This window comes from Variovorax sp. YR752, from assembly GCF_943372545.1.
In genome coordinates, this window is sequence record NZ_CALRZC010000195.1 from 1 (window position 1) to 15,958 (window position 15,958).

General features: G+C 69.3%; 15 protein-coding genes. 6 read left to right on the forward strand and 9 right to left on the reverse strand.

Going from position 1 to position 15,958, the window contains the following annotated elements; translation table 11 throughout:
* Together AAG801_RS31580 and AAG801_RS31585 are read left to right on the forward strand one after the other, a co-directional pair.
* Positions 1 to 375 (forward strand): DUF2868 domain-containing protein (locus AAG801_RS31580; protein WP_341891944.1); only part of this gene is annotated, 375 nt, incomplete at its 5' end.
* The gene (locus tag AAG801_RS31585) at positions 372 to 1,790 is read left to right on the forward strand and encodes a GTPase/DUF3482 domain-containing protein (RefSeq protein ID WP_341891945.1); all 1,419 of its coding nucleotides are present in this window, start codon (positions 372 to 374) and stop codon (positions 1,788 to 1,790) included. The genes AAG801_RS31580 and AAG801_RS31585, both read left to right, overlap by 4 nt.
* A 9-nt stretch (positions 1,791 to 1,799) precedes the next feature.
* Here the strand turns inward: AAG801_RS31585 and AAG801_RS31590 are convergent, their stop codons facing one another.
* Positions 1,800 to 2,591 (reverse strand): crotonase/enoyl-CoA hydratase family protein, encoded by a 792-nt coding sequence (locus tag AAG801_RS31590; protein WP_257885024.1) that lies wholly within the window; start codon positions 2,589 to 2,591, stop codon positions 1,800 to 1,802.
* A gap of 140 nt (positions 2,592 to 2,731) precedes the next feature.
* Here AAG801_RS31590 and AAG801_RS31595 point away from each other — a divergent pair, with 140 nt between their 5' ends.
* Positions 2,732 to 3,751, forward strand: coding sequence for an AraC family transcriptional regulator (locus AAG801_RS31595; protein WP_341891946.1), 1,020 nt, complete (start codon positions 2,732 to 2,734; stop codon positions 3,749 to 3,751).
* Here AAG801_RS31595 and AAG801_RS31600 read toward each other — a convergent pair.
* Positions 3,748 to 4,743, reverse strand: coding sequence for a sialic acid TRAP transporter substrate-binding protein SiaP (locus tag AAG801_RS31600; RefSeq protein WP_341891947.1), 996 nt, complete (start codon positions 4,741 to 4,743; stop codon positions 3,748 to 3,750). The genes AAG801_RS31595 and AAG801_RS31600 overlap by 4 nt on opposite strands.
* A 200-nt stretch (positions 4,744 to 4,943) precedes the next feature.
* On the opposite strand from AAG801_RS31600, the gene AAG801_RS31605 reads away from it, so the two are divergent.
* Entirely contained in the window at positions 4,944 to 5,567 is a 624-nt protein-coding gene (locus AAG801_RS31605) for a hemolysin III family protein (protein WP_341891948.1), read from the forward strand.
* 4 nt (positions 5,568 to 5,571) lie between these two features.
* On the opposite strand, the gene AAG801_RS31610 is transcribed toward AAG801_RS31605, so the two are convergent.
* From AAG801_RS31610 to bla, 5 genes are all read right to left on the reverse strand, one after another.
* Positions 5,572 to 6,570, reverse strand: coding sequence for a tripartite tricarboxylate transporter substrate binding protein (locus AAG801_RS31610; protein ID WP_341891949.1), 999 nt, complete (start codon positions 6,568 to 6,570; stop codon positions 5,572 to 5,574).
* A 34-nt stretch (positions 6,571 to 6,604) separates the two neighbouring features.
* A complete protein-coding gene (locus AAG801_RS31615; protein WP_341891950.1) occupies positions 6,605 to 7,843 on the reverse strand; it encodes an acyl-CoA dehydrogenase family protein in 1,239 nt (412 codons plus the stop codon).
* An 11-nt stretch (positions 7,844 to 7,854) separates the two neighbouring features.
* The gene (locus AAG801_RS31620; RefSeq protein WP_341891951.1) at positions 7,855 to 9,426 is read right to left on the reverse strand and encodes an AMP-binding protein; all 1,572 of its coding nucleotides are present in this window, start codon (positions 9,424 to 9,426) and stop codon (positions 7,855 to 7,857) included.
* Between the two features lie 135 nt (positions 9,427 to 9,561).
* Positions 9,562 to 10,557, reverse strand: a complete 996-nt coding sequence (locus AAG801_RS31625) for a LysR family transcriptional regulator (protein WP_341891952.1) — start codon at positions 10,555 to 10,557, stop codon at positions 9,562 to 9,564.
* Positions 10,558 to 10,608: 51 nt separating this feature from the next.
* The gene (gene bla / locus AAG801_RS31630; protein ID WP_341891953.1) at positions 10,609 to 11,496 is read right to left on the reverse strand and encodes a class A beta-lactamase; all 888 of its coding nucleotides are present in this window, start codon (positions 11,494 to 11,496) and stop codon (positions 10,609 to 10,611) included.
* Between the two features lie 174 nt (positions 11,497 to 11,670).
* Between bla and AAG801_RS31635 the strand changes: the two genes are divergently transcribed.
* Positions 11,671 to 12,024 carry a metalloregulator ArsR/SmtB family transcription factor gene (locus tag AAG801_RS31635; RefSeq protein ID WP_341891954.1) on the forward strand — a complete coding sequence of 118 codons (354 nt, stop codon included), beginning with the start codon at positions 11,671 to 11,673 and terminating at the stop codon, positions 12,022 to 12,024.
* A gap of 49 nt (positions 12,025 to 12,073) precedes the next feature.
* Entirely contained in the window at positions 12,074 to 12,613 is a 540-nt protein-coding gene (locus AAG801_RS31640; RefSeq protein WP_341891957.1) for an SRPBCC family protein, read from the forward strand.
* A gap of 6 nt (positions 12,614 to 12,619) precedes the next feature.
* On the opposite strand, the gene AAG801_RS31645 is transcribed toward AAG801_RS31640, so the two are convergent.
* Positions 12,620 to 13,096, reverse strand: a complete 477-nt coding sequence (locus tag AAG801_RS31645) for a hypothetical protein (protein ID WP_341891955.1) — start codon at positions 13,094 to 13,096, stop codon at positions 12,620 to 12,622.
* 315 nt (positions 13,097 to 13,411) lie between these two features.
* On the reverse strand, positions 13,412 to 15,958 hold a 2,547-nt coding region (locus AAG801_RS31650), incomplete at its 5' end, for an Ig-like domain-containing protein (RefSeq protein WP_341891956.1).

Consider the following 15,958-nt stretch of genomic DNA (forward strand, 5'->3'; position numbering starts at 1 on the left):
CACGACGGCCTGTTCGTCGTCGGCTTCGAACTGCCGCCCGACATGCCCTGGCCGCCCGCCGGTTTGCCCGCATCAGCGGCGCGCATCGACGGCAGCGCCCCGGCGCGCCGCGCACTGCTCGACCAGCTTGCGCAAGTCCATCCGCGCACGGTGCTGCTCGTCTGCCATGCGGCGTCGAGCCCCGACCGCGGCACCGAGCGCTTCCTGCGCGAGGTGCTGATGCATTGCGGCGAATGCCGCCTCTGGCTGGCCGACGCGCCGAGCGCCGCCGCCACGCAACGCTGGCGCGACTGGCTGCGCGACGCCGGGCTGGCCCACGTGGTCGCGAGCGACCGGCTCGATGCCGTCTTCACGGAAGGCACCGCCACCGCATGACACCCCCGATCCGCATCGCCGTCGTCGGCCACACCAACGCGGGCAAGACCTCGCTGCTGCGCACGCTCACGCGGCGCGTGAGCTTCGGCGAAGTGTCGCAGCGCCCCGGCACCACGCGCCATGTCGAGTCGGTCGATCTCGAGGTGAACGGCCAACCGGCCGTGCGCTTCTTCGACACGCCGGGCCTCGAAGACGCGGTCGCGTTGCGCGAGCACCTGGCCGGCCTCGACGCCGCCGCGCAAGCCACGCCGCCCGAGCGCATTCGCCGCTTTCTGCAGGGCCCCGAGGCGCAGGGCGTGTTCGAGCAGGAGGCCAAGGTGCTGCGCGCGATGCTCGACATCGACGCCGCCTTTCTCGTGATCGACGTGCGCGAGCCCGTGCTGCCCAAGTTCCGCGACGAGATCGAGCTGCTGAACTCCTGCGCGCGCCCGGTGCTGCCGGTGCTCAACTTCGTGCGCGACGCCGCCAGCCGCGAGCCGGCCTGGAAAGAACTGCTCTCGGCCTACGGCCTGCACGTGCAGGTGCGCTTCGATGCGGCGGCGCCGTTCGTGGGCGCCGAGCACGACCTCTACAACGACCTCGCCACCCTGCTGCGCGACCGCCGCGACGTGCTGCGCGACGTGGTCGATGCGCTCGACGCCGAGGCCGACGCGCGCCGCCAGTCGGCCTGCACGCGCATCGCGGACCTGCTGGTCGACGCCGCGTCCGTCCGCCGCACCGTGCCGGCCGCCGAGTTCGCCGATGCCACGCGCCGCCAGGCGCTCATCGCCGGCGTCCAGAAGGACGTGTTCGACAAGGCCCAGCGCTGCACCGACGACCTGCTCGCCCTCTACGGCTTTCGCCAGGACGACGCCGACGAGGCGCCGCTGCCGATCATCGAAGGCCGCTGGACGCTCGACTTCTTCAACCCCGAGGCCATGAAAGACGCGGGCCTGCGCCTGGGCAAGGGCGCCGTCATCGGCGCCGCCGTGGGCGTGGTGGCCGACCTCGCGGTGGCAGGGCTATCGCTGGGCGCGGGCGCGGCACTGGGCGGCGCCATCGGCGGCGCGGTGTCGCAGGGCTGGGGCCCGCTCGGGCGCAAGCTGGCCAACAAGCTGCGCGACATGCACGAACTCACGGTGGAAGACAGCGTGCTGTTCACGCTCGCGGCGTGGCAGTTGCAGCTCGCGCAGGCGCTGGAACGGCGCGGCCATGCGGCCGTCGAACGCATCCGGGCCGAAGCCCCGTCGGCGGACGACGACGACACGCTCATGCGCGCCGCCGCCGGCGCCGTGCGTGCCGTGCAGCCGGCGCGCAGCCATCCCGAGTGGGAATCGACCGGCGCCCTCACGCGCAGCTTCTGGCGCCCCACGCCGCAGCGCGAGGCATTGACTGGCACGCTGTCGATTGAACTGCAGCGCGCCTTCGACGCCTGAGGCCGGACTTCAGCCCGGCACGTGCTCCGGCGTGACCTTGGCCAACGACTTGTCGACGAACGCCCCGAGCCGCGTCTGCACTTCCCCGCCGGTCTGCACCACCGCCGCCATCAGCGACTCGGCGAACATGCCGTCGGTGGCCGACATGTCGGCGATGCGGCTGATCGACGTCACCATCGCGTAGTTCGACAGCGCCGCATTCTTCGCCACGCGCTTGGCCAGCACCATCGCGGCACGCAGGCTCTCGCCGGGGGCGGCGATCTCGTGCGCCAGGCCCAGCGTCTTGCCGGCACGGGCGTCGAGCACGCGGCCGGTGAGCATCATCTCGACCATGCGGCCCGGCGTGATGATGCGCGCCACGCGCACCGTCGCGCCGCCGCCGGTGAAGATGCCCTTCTGCCCCTCGGGCAGCGCGAAGTAGGTCGACGGGTCGGCCACGCGCACGTGCGTGGCCGCCGCCAGTTCGAGCCCGCCGCCGACCACCGCGCCGTGCAGCGCCGCGACCACTGGAATGCCGCCGTACTGGATCTTGTCGAAGGTGCTGTGCCAGCGCTGGCACACGCGCATGAAGTCGACCGCCGTGCGTTCCTTGTCGTGGTGTTCCTTGAGGTCGAGCCCGGCACAGAAATGCGGCCCCGCGCCGGTCAGCACCACGGCCTTGGCCTCGCGCGGCAGCGCGGAGAACACGGCGTCCAGCGCGGCCAGCGTGGCCTCGTCGATGGCATTGCGCTTGGCGGGACGGTTCAGGGTCACGACGGCGACCTCTTCGTCCATGTGCAGGGTGACGTTCCGTTCGATCACGGCAGGGCTCCTTGGGTTGTTGCGGGTTCCGCCACGAGAATGTGGCGACTCAGGGCTACGATAGCCTTGCGCTCTGTGCCATTGCTTGCAGATCGCGCCCATTCATTTGCAGATTCCGCCAACCGTCTTTTGAACCCGCCATGCCGCCAGAACGCGCCACCGTCGCCGTCAGCTTCCTGCAGCACCTGCTGAGCGGTGCACGCCGTCAACTCAGCCCGCGCGACATCGACGCGCTGGCCGCACAGGCCGGCCTCTCGCCGCAGTTGCTGCGCCAGGAAGGCGCGCGCGTCACGCGCGAGCAGTTCGTTCGCATGTACGAGTGCGTGTCGCTGTTCATGGGCGACGAGATGCTGGGCCTGTGGTCACGCCCGATCCGCGCCGGTGCGCTCAAGTACCTCGGGCTCAGCCTGCTCGACGCGCCCTCGCTCATGGTCGCCATGTACCGCTTCACGCGCTTCTGGAACCTGCTGCTGGACGACCACCGCCTGCGCATGACGCGCGCCCACGGCGTGGCCACGATCACCATTGCGCCGCACCCGGAAGCCGGCGCGCGGCCCACCACGCCCTTCGGCCATGCGCTGATGGTCAAGCTGATCCACGGCGTGGCCTCGTGGCTCATGGGGCGGCAGTTGCCGGTGCTGGGCGTCGGCTTCGCGTTCCCGCGCCCGGCGCGCTTCGACGAGTACGCGAACCTGTTCCCCGGCCCGCCGCAGTTCGAGCAAGACACCTCGTCGGTGCGCTTTGCCGAGCCGGTGCTGCGCCAGACCTTCCAGCGCACGCGCGCCGAGCTGCTCGACTTCGTGCGCCGCGCGCCCGACGACTGGATCTTTGTCACCTTCGATCACGACACCACCAGCGCCACGGTGCGCGAGTTCGTCGCCGCGCACCTTGCATCCGATGCCACGCTGGGCGCGGCGGCGCGCGCGGTGCACATGTCGGAGCGTGCGCTCTCGCGCCAGCTTGCGGCCGAGGGCACGAGCTTTCGTGCGTTGAAGGAAGAGGTGCGGCGCGACCTCGCGATCCAGCGCCTCGTGAAGACGCGCGAGCCGATCGATCGCATCGCCGCCTCGGTGGGCTTCGACAACACGCCGGCCTTCCACCGCGCCTTTCGCACGTGGACCGGCAGCACGCCGCGCGGCTACCGGCAGCGTGCCGGCTAGTTCGCGGCCCCGGCCAACGCCTGCAATTTGGCGAAGTCACCTGGCCGCGCGCCCATCTGCTCGGGCGTCGACCGTTTCGACACGCGCTCCAGCAGCGGCAGCCGGTTGACCGGCTGTACCGTCATGCCCTTGCCGCGCAGGAACTGCTCGTCTTCCAGCTCGCTGGCGATCACGCCGACATTCGTCCACTTGGCCGTGTCGGCCAGCGTCTTCTCCACCATCGCCTGCTGCGGCGGCGTGAGCCGGGCCCAGGCGGCCTTGCCGATCACGATGCCCAGCGTGTCGTAGATGTGGCCCGTGAGCTGCACGTACTTCTGCACCTCGTACAGCTGCTTGGCGCGCACCGTGCCCAGCGGATGCTCCTGCGCCTCGACCTCGTTCTTCTTGAGCGCACCGTACAGGCTGTTGAACGGCAGCGACACGGGCTTGGCGTCGAGCGCGGTGGCAAAGAGCTGGTAGGCCGCGGCGTCGGGCACGTACAGGCGCAGGTCGCGAAAGTCTTCGGGGCGCTGCAGCGGCTTGCCCGAGGTCACCTGCCGCGCGCCGTAATAAACCGACGCGACCATGCGGTTGCCGCTGCGCTCGTTGTAGCCCTTCATCAGGTCCGCGAGCAGCGGGCTCGCGAGGTACTTGCGCACGTGGTCCAGGTCCTTGAAGGCGAAGGGGTAGCTGCCCAGGCCCAGCGGCGGATAGCCCTCGGCCAGTGTGGCCTGGCCGACGTAGGCGATCTGCATGGAATCGTTGGCGAGCATCAGCGCGTAGTCGCGCTCCTGCCCCAGCTTCGACGCGGCCACCACCTCGATCTTGATCTTGCCGTCGGACTGCTCGGCGATCTTGCGTGCCGCCAGTTCGGCCTGCTGGTGAAAGATGCTCGCGGGCTCGTAGATGTGGCCCCACTTGAACTGCTGCACTTGCGCGAAGGCAGTGACGGCGCACCCCATGGCAATGCACAAGGCTGTAGCCCGGCGCCACGACATCAAACGTTTTTTCATCGGCAGTCCCTCACGGTGAGAAGGCCCGCCGGCACTGGTGCGCCAAAGCACGCGGCGGGTGTCGGGAACGCATCCCGGCCGCTGAATGTAAACATTTGCAACCAGAAACCAGAGAGGGTTTGCCCGGTCACGGGGGCGTCACGATGTCTCCCTAGGATCGCGGGCGCCCGACGCGCCCTCTTCTTTCTTCATCCCAACCCATGTACCCCGGCGAACGACTCAACGGCTACAGCCACCTGTTCGGCCTGCTGCTCGCGCTGCCGGCCGCCGCCTTGCTGCTCGCCAAGACGCTGCCCACCGGCGATCCGGCGCGCATCGCGGGAGGGCTGGTGTTCTCGCTCTCGGCCGTGGCGCTGTACGCGGCCTCCACGCTCTTTCACAGCACGCGCGGCCGAAGCAAGCGCCTGTGGGAGCGCGCCGACCACTGCGCGATCTACCTGCTCATCGCCGGCACCTACACACCCTTCGCGCTCGTCACGCTGCAAGGCCTCTGGGGCTGGCTGCTGCTCGCGGCGATCTGGAGCGCGGCGTGCTTCGGCATCTGGCGCGAGCTGAAACCCGCCGATGCGGGCGCGGCGAAGAAGCCTTCGCTGCCGCTGTACATCGGCATGGGCTGGCTCGGCGTGCTGGCTGCCGCGCCGCTGGCGGCCAAGCTGCACGCCACGGGGCTGGCGTGGCTGGTCGCGGGGGGCGTGCTCTACACGGTGGGCACGGTGTTCTATCGCAACCGACTGGGGCTGCGCCACGCGCACGGCGCCTGGCACCTGTTCGTGCTGGCCGGCACCGCGAGCCACTACGTGGCCGTGGGGTGGTTCGTGCTCTGACGCCTTACAGCGGCTGCAGCTTCGCGGTCTTCATCATCCGCTGGGTCAGCTCCATCTCGCTGGCGAAGGCCTGCACGTAGGCCTCGGGCGTCGATGGGCTCACCTCGCTGCCCAGCTCGGTCAGCGCGGTGATCACCGACGGCTGCTTCAGCGCCTGGTTGAACACCTCGTAGATGCGCGCAGCGATGGCGTCGGGCGTGCCCGCCGGCACCGACACGCCGCCCCACGACGTCAGCTCGACACCGCGCAAGCCCAGCTCGGCCAGCGTCTGCACCTGCGGCAAGGCCGCGTTGCGCTTGGTGCCGGCCACGCCGAGCGCGCGCAGCTTGCCGCCCTGCACGTGCGGCAGCGCCACCGAGAAGATCGGCATGCCGATGTTCACCTGGTTGCCCAGCACCGCGTTGACGATTTCCGACGCGCCCTTGTACGGCACGTGCGTGGCCTGCACGCCCGCCGCCTGCAGGAACAGCTCCACGCCCAGGTGCGAAGGCGTGCCAACGCCGCCCGAGGCGTAGTCGAGCTTGCCGGGGTTGGCCCGCGCGCGCGCCACCAGTTCCTGCAGCGTCTGGATGCCCGAGGCCGCGTTCACCACCAGCAGCACGTCGGAGGTGGTGAGCCGCATGATGTGGCGGAAGTCCTTCACGGCGTCGTAGCCCGGGTTCTGCTGCATGCGCATGTTGGAGGCCATGGGCGCGCTCGAGTAGATCCAGGTGTAGCCGTCGGGCGCGGCACGCGCGACCTGGCGCGCGCCGATGTTGCCGGCCGCGCCACCGCGGTTCTCGATGACGACCGGCTGCCCCAGCAAGGGACCGAGTGCTTCCGCGAGGATGCGCGCGCCGTTGTCCGGGCCGGTGCCCGCGAGGTACGGCACGACCCACTTGACTGGGCGGGTCGGCCGCCAGGCGGAAGCGTTCGCGCCCGCTGCGCGGACAACGGCCGGCAGCAGCGCCGAGGCAGCGATCGCGCCGCACAGCGCGCGGCGATGGGCATTGATGAGCGTCATGGCTTGTCTTGTCTCCTGATTTTCTGGTTCGACTTCAGGCCGCGTCGCCGATCAGCTCGCGCGCGATGATGTTCTTCTGGATTTCGCTCGTGCCCGTGAGCACGCGGTACATGCGCAGCATGCGGAACAGAAACTCCACGCGCCGCCCCTGCACGATGCCTTCGCCGCCGTGGATCTGCACCGCCGCGTCGGCCACGCGGAACGCAGCCTCCGAGCAGAACAGCTTGGCCATCGAGGCCTCCGCGCGAGGGTCGCCGCCAGCGTCGATCTGCCGCGCGGTCGACAGCATCAGCGCGCGCGCCGCGCACAGCTGCGTCGCCATGTCGGCCAGCGAATGCTGGATCGCCTGGAACTGCGCGATGGCGCGGCCGAACTGGCGGCGCGTGCGCGCGTAGTCGCGCGCGTCCTTCAACGCCACGGTCGCCAGCCCCACCATGCCCGGGCAATGCAGCAACCGGTTGACCGTGATGCGCCCCAGCGCGAGCGCGAGGCCCTTGCCGGGTTCGCCGATGAGGTTCGCGGCCGGCACGCGGCAGCCGGTGAGCACGATGTCGCCCGTGGTCGACTGGCCCGCCATGGTCTTGTAGCCGGACTGCACCTCGACGCCCGGCTGCGTCAGGTCGACGAAGAAAGCAGTCACCTCACGGCGCGCCGGGTCGTCCGAGGTGGACGCCATGAGCACCGCGAAGTCGGCAAAGGGCGAGCCCGAGATGAAGCGCTTGCGCCCGTCGAGCACGTACACATCGCCCTCGCGCCGCGCCGTCGTCTGCACCGCGCCGGCATCGGAGCCGGCCTCGGCCTCGGTGAGCGCGAAGCAGATCGCCTTCTCGGCCTGCGCGACGGGCCGGATGAAGTTCGCCATCTGCTCCGGCGTCGCGAACTTGGCGAGTGCGCCGACACGCGGCGGCCCGCTGAGTTCGCCGAACACATGCGGCGCGAGCGGCGAGCCGCTCGAATAGATCGACTCCTTCACCAGCACATGGTCGAGCAGCGACAAGCCGAGCCCGCCCATGGCCTGGGGCAGCGTCATGCCGTAGAAGCCCATCGCGTGCGAGCGGCGCCAGACGTGGCGCAACGTGTCCCGGTCGGGCCCGTGCTCGTGGTCGATGCCCTTCTCGCGCACCAGGTCGGCCAGTTCGCCGTTCAGGAAGTCGCCGATGCGGGCGATCAGCTCGGCCGCGCGCGGCGAGCCCTCGAAGGGGCCGTCGAACAGCGGTGCGCGAATGGCCGAGGCCTCGGTGGGGGCGGCGAAAGGTGTCAGCGTGGTGTCCATGTCGTTCTCTTTCAGTTGACGCGGCGCGCGTGGCCGGCCCAGTACGGCGTCTGGATCGCCTTGCGTGCGACCTTGCCGTTGGCGTTCTTCAGCAGCGAATCGACGAACTCGATGCGGCGCGGCCGCTTGAAGCCCGCGAGCCGTGCGGCGCAGAAGTCGTCGAGGCCGGCCGTGTCGGGCGAGGCGCCCGGCTTCAGCACGATGTGCGCGGCCACCGCCTCGCCCCACTTGTCGTCGGGCACGCTGAACACGCAGGCTTCGGCCACCGCCGCGTGCTGGTACAGCACGGCCTCGACCTCCGAGGGGTACACGTTGAAGCCGCCGCTGATGACCATGTCCTTCTTGCGATCGACGATGTAGATGTAGCCCTCGTCGTCGGCACGCGCGAGGTCGCCTGTGTGATAGCGCCCATCTTTCAGCACCTCGGCCGTGAGCTCGGGTGCGCGCCAGTAGCCGGCGAACACGTCCTCGCCGCCCACCACGATCTCGCCCACCTCGCCGGGTGCGACCAGCTGGCCTTCGTCGTCGACGATCTCCACCACCGATTCGAGGAAGGGCCGGCCGCACGAGGCCAGCCGGTCGGGCATGGCGGCGCGTGCGAACAGGTGATCTTCCACCGAGAGGCCGCACACGCCCGACGTGGTCTCGCCCGCCCCGTAGCCCTGCGACAGCACGGGGCCGAACACGTCCATCGCCTGCATGATCCGCGCGGGCGCCATCGGTGCGGCGCCGTAGCCCAGGCGCTGCAGATCGGGCAGCGGCCGGTAGCGGCCCTGCAGTTCGGCCAGCAGCATGTTGATCATGGTGGGCACCATGAAGGTGTGGGTCACGCGCTCCTTCTTCATGTCGTCCAGGAAGCGCGCGGGCTCGAAGCCGGTGAAGAGGCGGATGGTCGCGCCGCTGCACAGCGCCGGCACGATCTGCATGCCCGAGGCGTGCGTGATCGGCCCCACCAGCCCCAGCAGGTCACCGGGGCGCATGCCCTCCGAGCGCGAGAGGAACTTGCGCAGCTGGGCCAACCGGTTGCCGAAGGTCTGCATCGCGGCCTTGAGCACGCCGCTGGAGCCCGAGGTGTAGTGCAGCACGGCCAGCTCGTCGGCGCGCACGCGCTCCGTGGTGAAGGCGTCGCTTGCGAGCGCCAGCTGGCCTTCGTACGAAGCCGGCGTACCTTCGGCCGCATCGAGCAGCAGCAGTTTCGGAGCCGCGCCTTTCAGCAGCGGCAAAAAGGTCTCTGCGCGCGCGGCGGTGGTGACGATCAGCGTGGCGTCGCTGTTCACGATGACCTCGGCCACCTCGACCGGCGCGAGCCGCGCGTTCATCGGCGCCTTCACCAGCGCGGCCTTGTAGCAGGCCAGCTCCAGCTCGACGATCTCTATGCAGTTGGGCAGGTACACGCCCACGCGGTCGCCGCGTTGCAGGCCCAGCCCGCGCAGGGCATTGGCCAGGCGGTTCGCGCGCCGGTCGAGCTGTTCGTAGGTGCAGGCGCGCTGCGGCGTGGTCACGGCGATCTGCCGTGCATGCAGGCGGGCGGCGCGGGATGCGAGTTCGCCGACGTTGGCGATCTCGGGCGAGAGTGAGGGCAAGTTGTCTCCTTGTGGCAGGTGCCTGTGCACCTTCGGGAGAACTGTCGCAGGCAACGCCGCCGCACAACAAATACCGATTGCTGATGCGCGGCCATCAAAAAAGTTGATGGCTCCTTCGCGCAATCCGTCTGCGCGCTATAGCTTGCCGTCAGCCAGGAACTGCGCGTCCCAACGGCCCGAGGCGATCATCGATCGCGCCTCGTCGGCCAGCACCTGCATCACGACCTGCGTGGCCGCATCGGGCGCCTTGCCGGCCGGCGTGGCCAGGTGGTACGTGCGCAGCAACTCGGGCTCGACGATGCGCGCGACCAGCCAGTTCGGCTGTTCGCCCGGCCCGTCTGCGAGCGCGCAGGCAGGCGAGACCGTGAAGCCCGCGCCCGCCAGGTAGAGCGAGCGCAGCACGCGCGCCGAATCGTGCTCGTGCACCACGTTGAGTTCCACGCCCACGGCCTCGGCCGCCGCCTCGACGCGCTGGCGGATGCTGAAGCGGCGCGACTGCAGCACCAGCGGCAGGCTCGCGGCGCGCGCGAAAGGCACCGTGGGGCGCACCGGCGCGCCCTTCTGCGCACGCCCACCCTTCGCACTTTTTCCGAGCAGTGCCGCCACCTCGCCCTTCGCATCGAAACCGCAGAGGAACATGCCCTCGCGCACGAAGGGCCGCACATCCAGCCCCTCGACGCTCGCGGTGTCGACCAGCAGGCCGATGTCGGCGCGGCGATCGACCATCGCCTTGCGCACCATCAGGCTCAGGTCGTCGATCACGAAGACGCGGATGCGCGGGTGCGACTGCTTCAGCCGCGCCAGCACCGGCCCGAGCAGCAGCGAGGCCAGCAGGAACGGCACGGCCACCGTGACCGAGCCCTCAGGCCCGTCGGGTGTGCGCTGCAGCCGCTCGCGCATCGCTGCGGCATCCGACAGCAGGCGCCGCGCGTCCTGGTACAGCTGCAGCCCGGCGGCCGTCGGCGTCACGCCCACATGCGAGCGGTCGAACAGCTGCGTGCCGAGTTCGGCCTCGAGCTTCTTGATCTGCGCGGTCAGCGCGGGCTGCGCCACGTACAGCGACGCGGCAGCGCGCGACAGGCTGCCGGCTTCGAGCACCGCGATGAAATAGCGAAGAGACCTCAGGTCCATGGGGCGGCAGGGAAAGATGGGGCCGCCATTGTGGCCCCGCCCGCCGCGGCTTCAGCTTGCGAGCGCCTTCACCGCGATGCGCGTGGCCGAGGCGACCACATCGTTGCGGCCCTTCGCGTCCTTGTCGGGAAAGGTCAGGTAGACCGAGAGCACCAGCGGCGCGCCCGACGGCGGCCACAGCACGCCGACGTCGTTGGTGGTGCCGTACGAGCCCGCGCCGGTCTTGTCGCCCACGCGCCATCCTGCGGGCACGCCGGCCAGGAAGCGCTCGGTGCTGGTCGTGTTGCCGAGCAGCCATTCGCGCATCTGCTCACGCTGCGGGGCACCGAGCGCATCGCCCAGCGCGAGCCGCTGCACGGTGTCGCTCATGGCCGCGGGCGTGGTCGTGTCGCGCGGGTCGCCGGGGATGGCGGTGTTCAGCTCGGGCTCGGTGCGGTCGAGCCGGAAGGTGGTGTCCCCGATGCGCCGTGCGAACGCGGTGACGGCGGCCGGCCCGCCCAGCACCTTCAGCAGCAGGTTGGCGGCCGCGTTGTCGCTGTACTGCATGGTGGCGGCGCACATCTCGTTCACGGTCATGCCGGTGGCGAGGTGCTTCTCGGCGACCGGCGAGTGCGACACCAGGTCGCCCTTGCCGACACTGACACGGCGCCCGAGCAAGCTGGCGTCGGTCGCGCTGCGTTCGAGCACTGCCGCGGCGAGCACCAGCTTGAAGGTGCTGCACAGCGGAAAGCGCTCGTGCGCGCGGTGCTGCAGGCGCGCACCGCTGCCGGTGTGAAAGCCCGCGACGCCGAGGCGACCGCCGCAGGCGCGCTCGAGTTCGGCGAGCTGCGCGCCGGCTTCGGCTTGCGCGCCCTTCTGCGGCCAGGCGCTGCAGGCGCCTGCCAGCGGGGTCACGGCGACGGCGAGCAACAGGGCGCGGCGCTGGATGAGGGTGTTCATTGGTTGGTGTCTTTCGTTCGCGAGTGAATGGAATGAAAGGCATCGTAGGAGCGCAGACGCCGCGCTTCCAGCGCCCGGTGCGCGCAGGGCGTCCCGGGTGTATCAGGTGTAACGCCGCGCAATCATTCAACCTTCGGGTTGAATTTTATTCGGCATCGATCTATATTCAACTTCATGGTTGAACTTGAAATCGAAGACGAACGGCTCGACGCCGTGTTCCACGCCCTGGCCGACAGCACGCGCCGCACCATGCTGCAGCTGCTCGCGCAGGGTGAATGCAGCGTGGGCGAACTGGGCGCGCCGTTTCGCATGTCGTTCGCGGGCGCCTCCAAGCACGTGAAGACGCTGGAACGCGCGGGGCTGGTGTCGCGCACCGTGCAGGGCCGCGCGCACGTGTGCCGGCTCGAACCGGCGGCGCTCGCCACGGCCGATGCGTGGCTGCGCGCGTATGAAGTCTTCTGGAACCACCGCCTGGACGCATTGGCGCAGGCGCTGCAGCGCGAGGCCGACGACGACGACCGCGCGTGACCCCCTTCTCTCTCCTCTTCATCCACCCAAGGAGCACCGACCCATGACCATGACCCTGAAACACAGCCTGGGCACGCAGACCGAGCCCGGCACCCTGCGCATCGAGCGCACCCTGCCCGCGCCCGTCGAACGCGTGTGGAGCTACCTCGTCGATCCCGAGAAGCGCCGCACCTGGCTGGCCGGCGGCACCATGGCGCAGGCACCGGGCGCGGTGTTCGAGCTGCGCTTCCAGCACACCGAGCTGTCGGGCGAAGTCGCGCCCGAGCGCTTCGCCGCCTACCGCAAGACGCACGTGCAGAACTCGCGCGTGCTGCGCCTCGAAGCACCGACCCTGCTGGTCATCAGCTGGGGCAACGAACACGAAGACGCGTCCGAAGTCACCTTCGAACTGTCGCCGCAGGGCGAGCACGCCACGCACCTGGTGCTCACGCACCGCCGCCTGCCCGATCGCAAGGAAACGCTGAGCGTGGCCAGCGGCTGGCACGCGCACCTCGGCGTGCTCGACGAGGTGCTGCACGGGCGCCAGCCACAAGGCTTCTGGACGCTGCTGGAGGCCGCCGAAGCGGCCTACGCAACGCACATCCGCTGAACGTGGTCAGGCCCGACGGGCCTGCTCCGAAGGTTCGCGGCAGGGCTGCACGCGCACCGCGCGGCTGATCACCTGCCGCTGCTCGCGCGCGCCCTTGAGCGCGCGTTCGGCCGCAACCCTTCCGTAGGGCAGCGGCGCGCCCTCGCCCATTTCCGACACGGCCACGAACACGGTCTGGCCGCCTTTGAGCACCGCCGGCGTCTTCGGCTGCGACTTGCCTGCGTACAGCGGCGCGTCGTCGATGTAAGCCTCGAGCGAATGTGCGCCCGGCGCCACGCACAGGCGGGTGAAACCGTTGGGCATCAGCGCGGCATGAAATTCGCCGTCCACGTACACGTGCGCCGCCCCTTCGCTGGGCGAGGTCGTGGCACGGCGGAAGAACACCACCTGGGCCAGCTCGGGCGCCACCTCGGGTGCGGGCCGATAGACGGCGCCTTTGCGCAGCGCCGCAGCGCGCACCACCGCGGGTGCGACCCAGTTCATCGGTTCGGAAGGCGGTGGCAGCGGAGGCAAAGGCGCGGAAGCCGTGACTGCGACGGGCCCGCAGCCCGCGGCCACCATCGACAGCGCAAGCACCCAGCGGCCCGCGCGCATGCGCTGGTGAAAGGAAAAGAATCGGGACAAAGACATGAAATGCACCAGACGCCTCCGGGGAAGGAAGCGTCGTTCAAGAAGAATGGAGAGAAAAAAGAAGAAGAAAAAGATGAAGGCCGTGAACCCTTCGGCAACGCGCGACAGCCGCATCCCGCGGCTGTCGCTTCTTGCGCGGCGCTGTGGTCGCGCCGCGTCGCAACCGGCTTACAGGATCGTCACGTGGACCTTGTCCTCGACCAGCAGTTCGGCGGTGCCGGCGAGGTTGGTGTAGACGCTGTACGTCACACCGCCCACCGTAGCATTGCTGCCCTGGGTCCAGCCGTCCGCACCGTCGTGGCCGCCGAGCAGGTCGACGTCGCCGTTGGCGCCGTTCACCAGCATCTGCACCTTGCCGTCGGCCATGACCCTGTCACGCGCACCACCAGCCAGCACATCGCTCGCGCTCAGCGCCAGCGTGTTGCCGCCTGCGCCCAGGTCGAACTTCTCGAAGCCCTGCACCTTCGCACCGAGGGCCGACAGGTCGATGTGCATCGACTTGCCGTCCATCACCAGCGTGTCGATGCCCAGGCCGCCGTCGAGGCGTTCGAAATCGCCGCTGTGGATGCGCACCGTGTCGTTGCCCGCGCCGCCATGCACCACATCGCCCGTGCCGACGTTGGTGAAGGTGTCGTTGCCGGCGCCGCCTTCGAGTCGATCGGCGAAGCCGAGCTTGGCGATGAGGGTTTCGTCGCTGCCGGCGTAGACGTGGGTTGGACTGTCGATGACGTTGTCGTCTGCCAGCACCACAGGCTCAGCCGAACCGAACGTCGACGGATAGAACCAGGTGCCGCCTTGCATATCGACGTCGATGTAGATGAATGCTGTCGTGTTGCCCGCCGCATCGGCGTAGGCCACCTGGAGCGGCGCCCCATCCACCTCCGTCGTGCTCCACGGGGCTTTGTGCGCGTTATCTATGTCTGCCTGTGTCAACTCGAAATACTTGGTCCCCCCAGTTCCTTTAACCACAATGAAGTCTCCTGCCTTCACGGCGGGGTTGTGCATAAGGCTGACGGCGAACCACCAGTCGAACCACGCGTAACCGTACGAAAGGACCATCCCTCCCTCCGCCCCGAGCGACGGCGGCGTCGTATCCACAGTGAACCCGAACGCAGCAGACTGCGCACTCAAGTTCCCCGCCTTGTCCGCCCCCGCCACGGTGACGCTGTGCGCCCCGTCGGCCAGCGCCGTCGCCGGCGTGAACGTCCAATCGCCTGCCGCAGTGGCTTGCACGCGCTGGATTTCGACACCCTTGTCGTAAATGACCACGGTGCTGTTCGCTTCAGCCTTGCCCTTGAAGGTCGGCTTCGCGTCGTCGGTGGTGGTGCCGCTGGCCATGTTCGGAGTCTTGATGGTGCCCACGTCGTCGGCCACCGACACGATCGTCGCCTTGGCCGGCGCCACCGTGTCCACGGTGAAGCCGAACGCAGCCGACGGCACGCTGGCCGTGCCCGCCTTGTTCACTGCCACCGCACTGATGCTGTGGCCGCCGTTGACCAGCGCCGTGGCCGGCGTGTAGGTCCAGTTGCCCGAGGCATCGGCCGGCACGCGCGTCACTTCCACGCCGTTGTCGAGGACGATCACGGTGCTGTTCGCCTCGGCCTTGCCCTTGAAGACGGGCTTCGTGTCGTCGGTGAAGCCACCGCTGTACAGCTCGCCCCGGATGCTGCCCACGTCGTCCATCACCGTCACGATGGTCGGCTTGGCCGGCGGTGCCGTTGCCACCGTGAAGCCGAACGCGTCCGAAGCTGCGCTGGTGTTGCCCGCCTTGTCGATGGCGACCGCAGTGATGGTGTGCGTGCTGCTGTTCAATGCGCTCGCCGGCGTGTAGGTCCAGTTGCCCGAGGCATCGGCCGGCACGCGGATGAGTTCCACGCCCTTGTCGTAGATGACCACGGTGCTGCCCGCTTCGGCCTTGCCCTTGAAGGTGGGCCGGGCGTCGTCGGTGGTGCCGTTCAGCGCCACGTTGCCGGTGATGCTGCCCACGTCGTCCGTCACCGAAACGAGGGTCGGCTTGGCCGGCGCGGTGGCGTCCACGGTGAGGCCGAACGCACCCGACGGCGTTCCGGCGATGCCGTGGGCGTCCAGCGCGGTGACTGTCAGGCTGTGCGCGCCGTTGGCCAGCGGCGTGAGCGGCGTGAGTGCCCAGTTGCCGTTGGCATCGGCCGTCGTGCGGCCGATTTCCACACCGTTGTCCTTGATGACCACGGTGCTGTTCGCCCCGGCCTTGCCGCTGAGGTCAGGCTGCGTGTCGTCGGTGAGTGCACCGGCCTGCAGCTCGCCCCGGATGGTGCCCTGGTCGTCCATCACCTTGTCCAGGGTCGCGTTGACCATGGGCATCGTCTCGCTCGAGATGTTGCCCGCCGGATCGATGATGACGGCCTTGGCATCGAGGTTGGCGGTGGCGCCGCCGCCGATCTGGAAGTTGTCCATGTAGATGCCGACGCCCGGCCCCATGGCTTCCAAGGCGACGCGGCCGATCAGTTTGCCGGCAGGCGCGCTGACCACAACGCTCTTGTAGTCCATGACGTCCGACCCCGACCCGTCGTTCAGTGTGACGGTTTCAAGCACGTTGCCTGCCGTGTCATAGACCGTCATCTTGAACGCGTCATTCAGGCCGAAGGCCAGATCGAAGGCGAAAGAATCCGTTCCCTTCGCCACCGCGAAGTCGAGGAACGGCCCTTGCACGGACAGGGCATCGGCGATGAGTATGTT

Excerpts from the sequence above, each read along its gene's own strand:
- AAG801_RS31585 (WP_341891945.1), top strand. The coding sequence starts at position 372 with ATGACACCCCCGATCCGCATCGCCGTCGTCGGCCACACCAACGCGGGC.
- AAG801_RS31595 (WP_341891946.1), top strand. The coding sequence starts at position 2,732 with ATGCCGCCAGAACGCGCCACCGTCGCCGTCAGCTTCCTGCAGCACCTG.
- AAG801_RS31600 (WP_341891947.1), bottom strand. The coding sequence starts at position 4,743 with ATGAAAAAACGTTTGATGTCGTGGCGCCGGGCTACAGCCTTGTGCATT.
- AAG801_RS31605 (WP_341891948.1), top strand. The coding sequence starts at position 4,944 with ATGTACCCCGGCGAACGACTCAACGGCTACAGCCACCTGTTCGGCCTG.
- AAG801_RS31610 (WP_341891949.1), bottom strand. The coding sequence starts at position 6,570 with ATGACGCTCATCAATGCCCATCGCCGCGCGCTGTGCGGCGCGATCGCT.
- AAG801_RS31615 (WP_341891950.1), bottom strand. The coding sequence starts at position 7,843 with ATGGACACCACGCTGACACCTTTCGCCGCCCCCACCGAGGCCTCGGCC.
- AAG801_RS31625 (WP_341891952.1), bottom strand. The coding sequence starts at position 10,557 with ATGGACCTGAGGTCTCTTCGCTATTTCATCGCGGTGCTCGAAGCCGGC.
- bla (WP_341891953.1), bottom strand. The coding sequence starts at position 11,496 with ATGAACACCCTCATCCAGCGCCGCGCCCTGTTGCTCGCCGTCGCCGTG.
- AAG801_RS31635 (WP_341891954.1), top strand. The coding sequence starts at position 11,671 with ATGGTTGAACTTGAAATCGAAGACGAACGGCTCGACGCCGTGTTCCAC.
- AAG801_RS31640 (WP_341891957.1), top strand. The coding sequence starts at position 12,074 with ATGACCCTGAAACACAGCCTGGGCACGCAGACCGAGCCCGGCACCCTG.
- AAG801_RS31645 (WP_341891955.1), bottom strand. The coding sequence starts at position 13,096 with ATGAACTGGGTCGCACCCGCGGTGGTGCGCGCTGCGGCGCTGCGCAAA.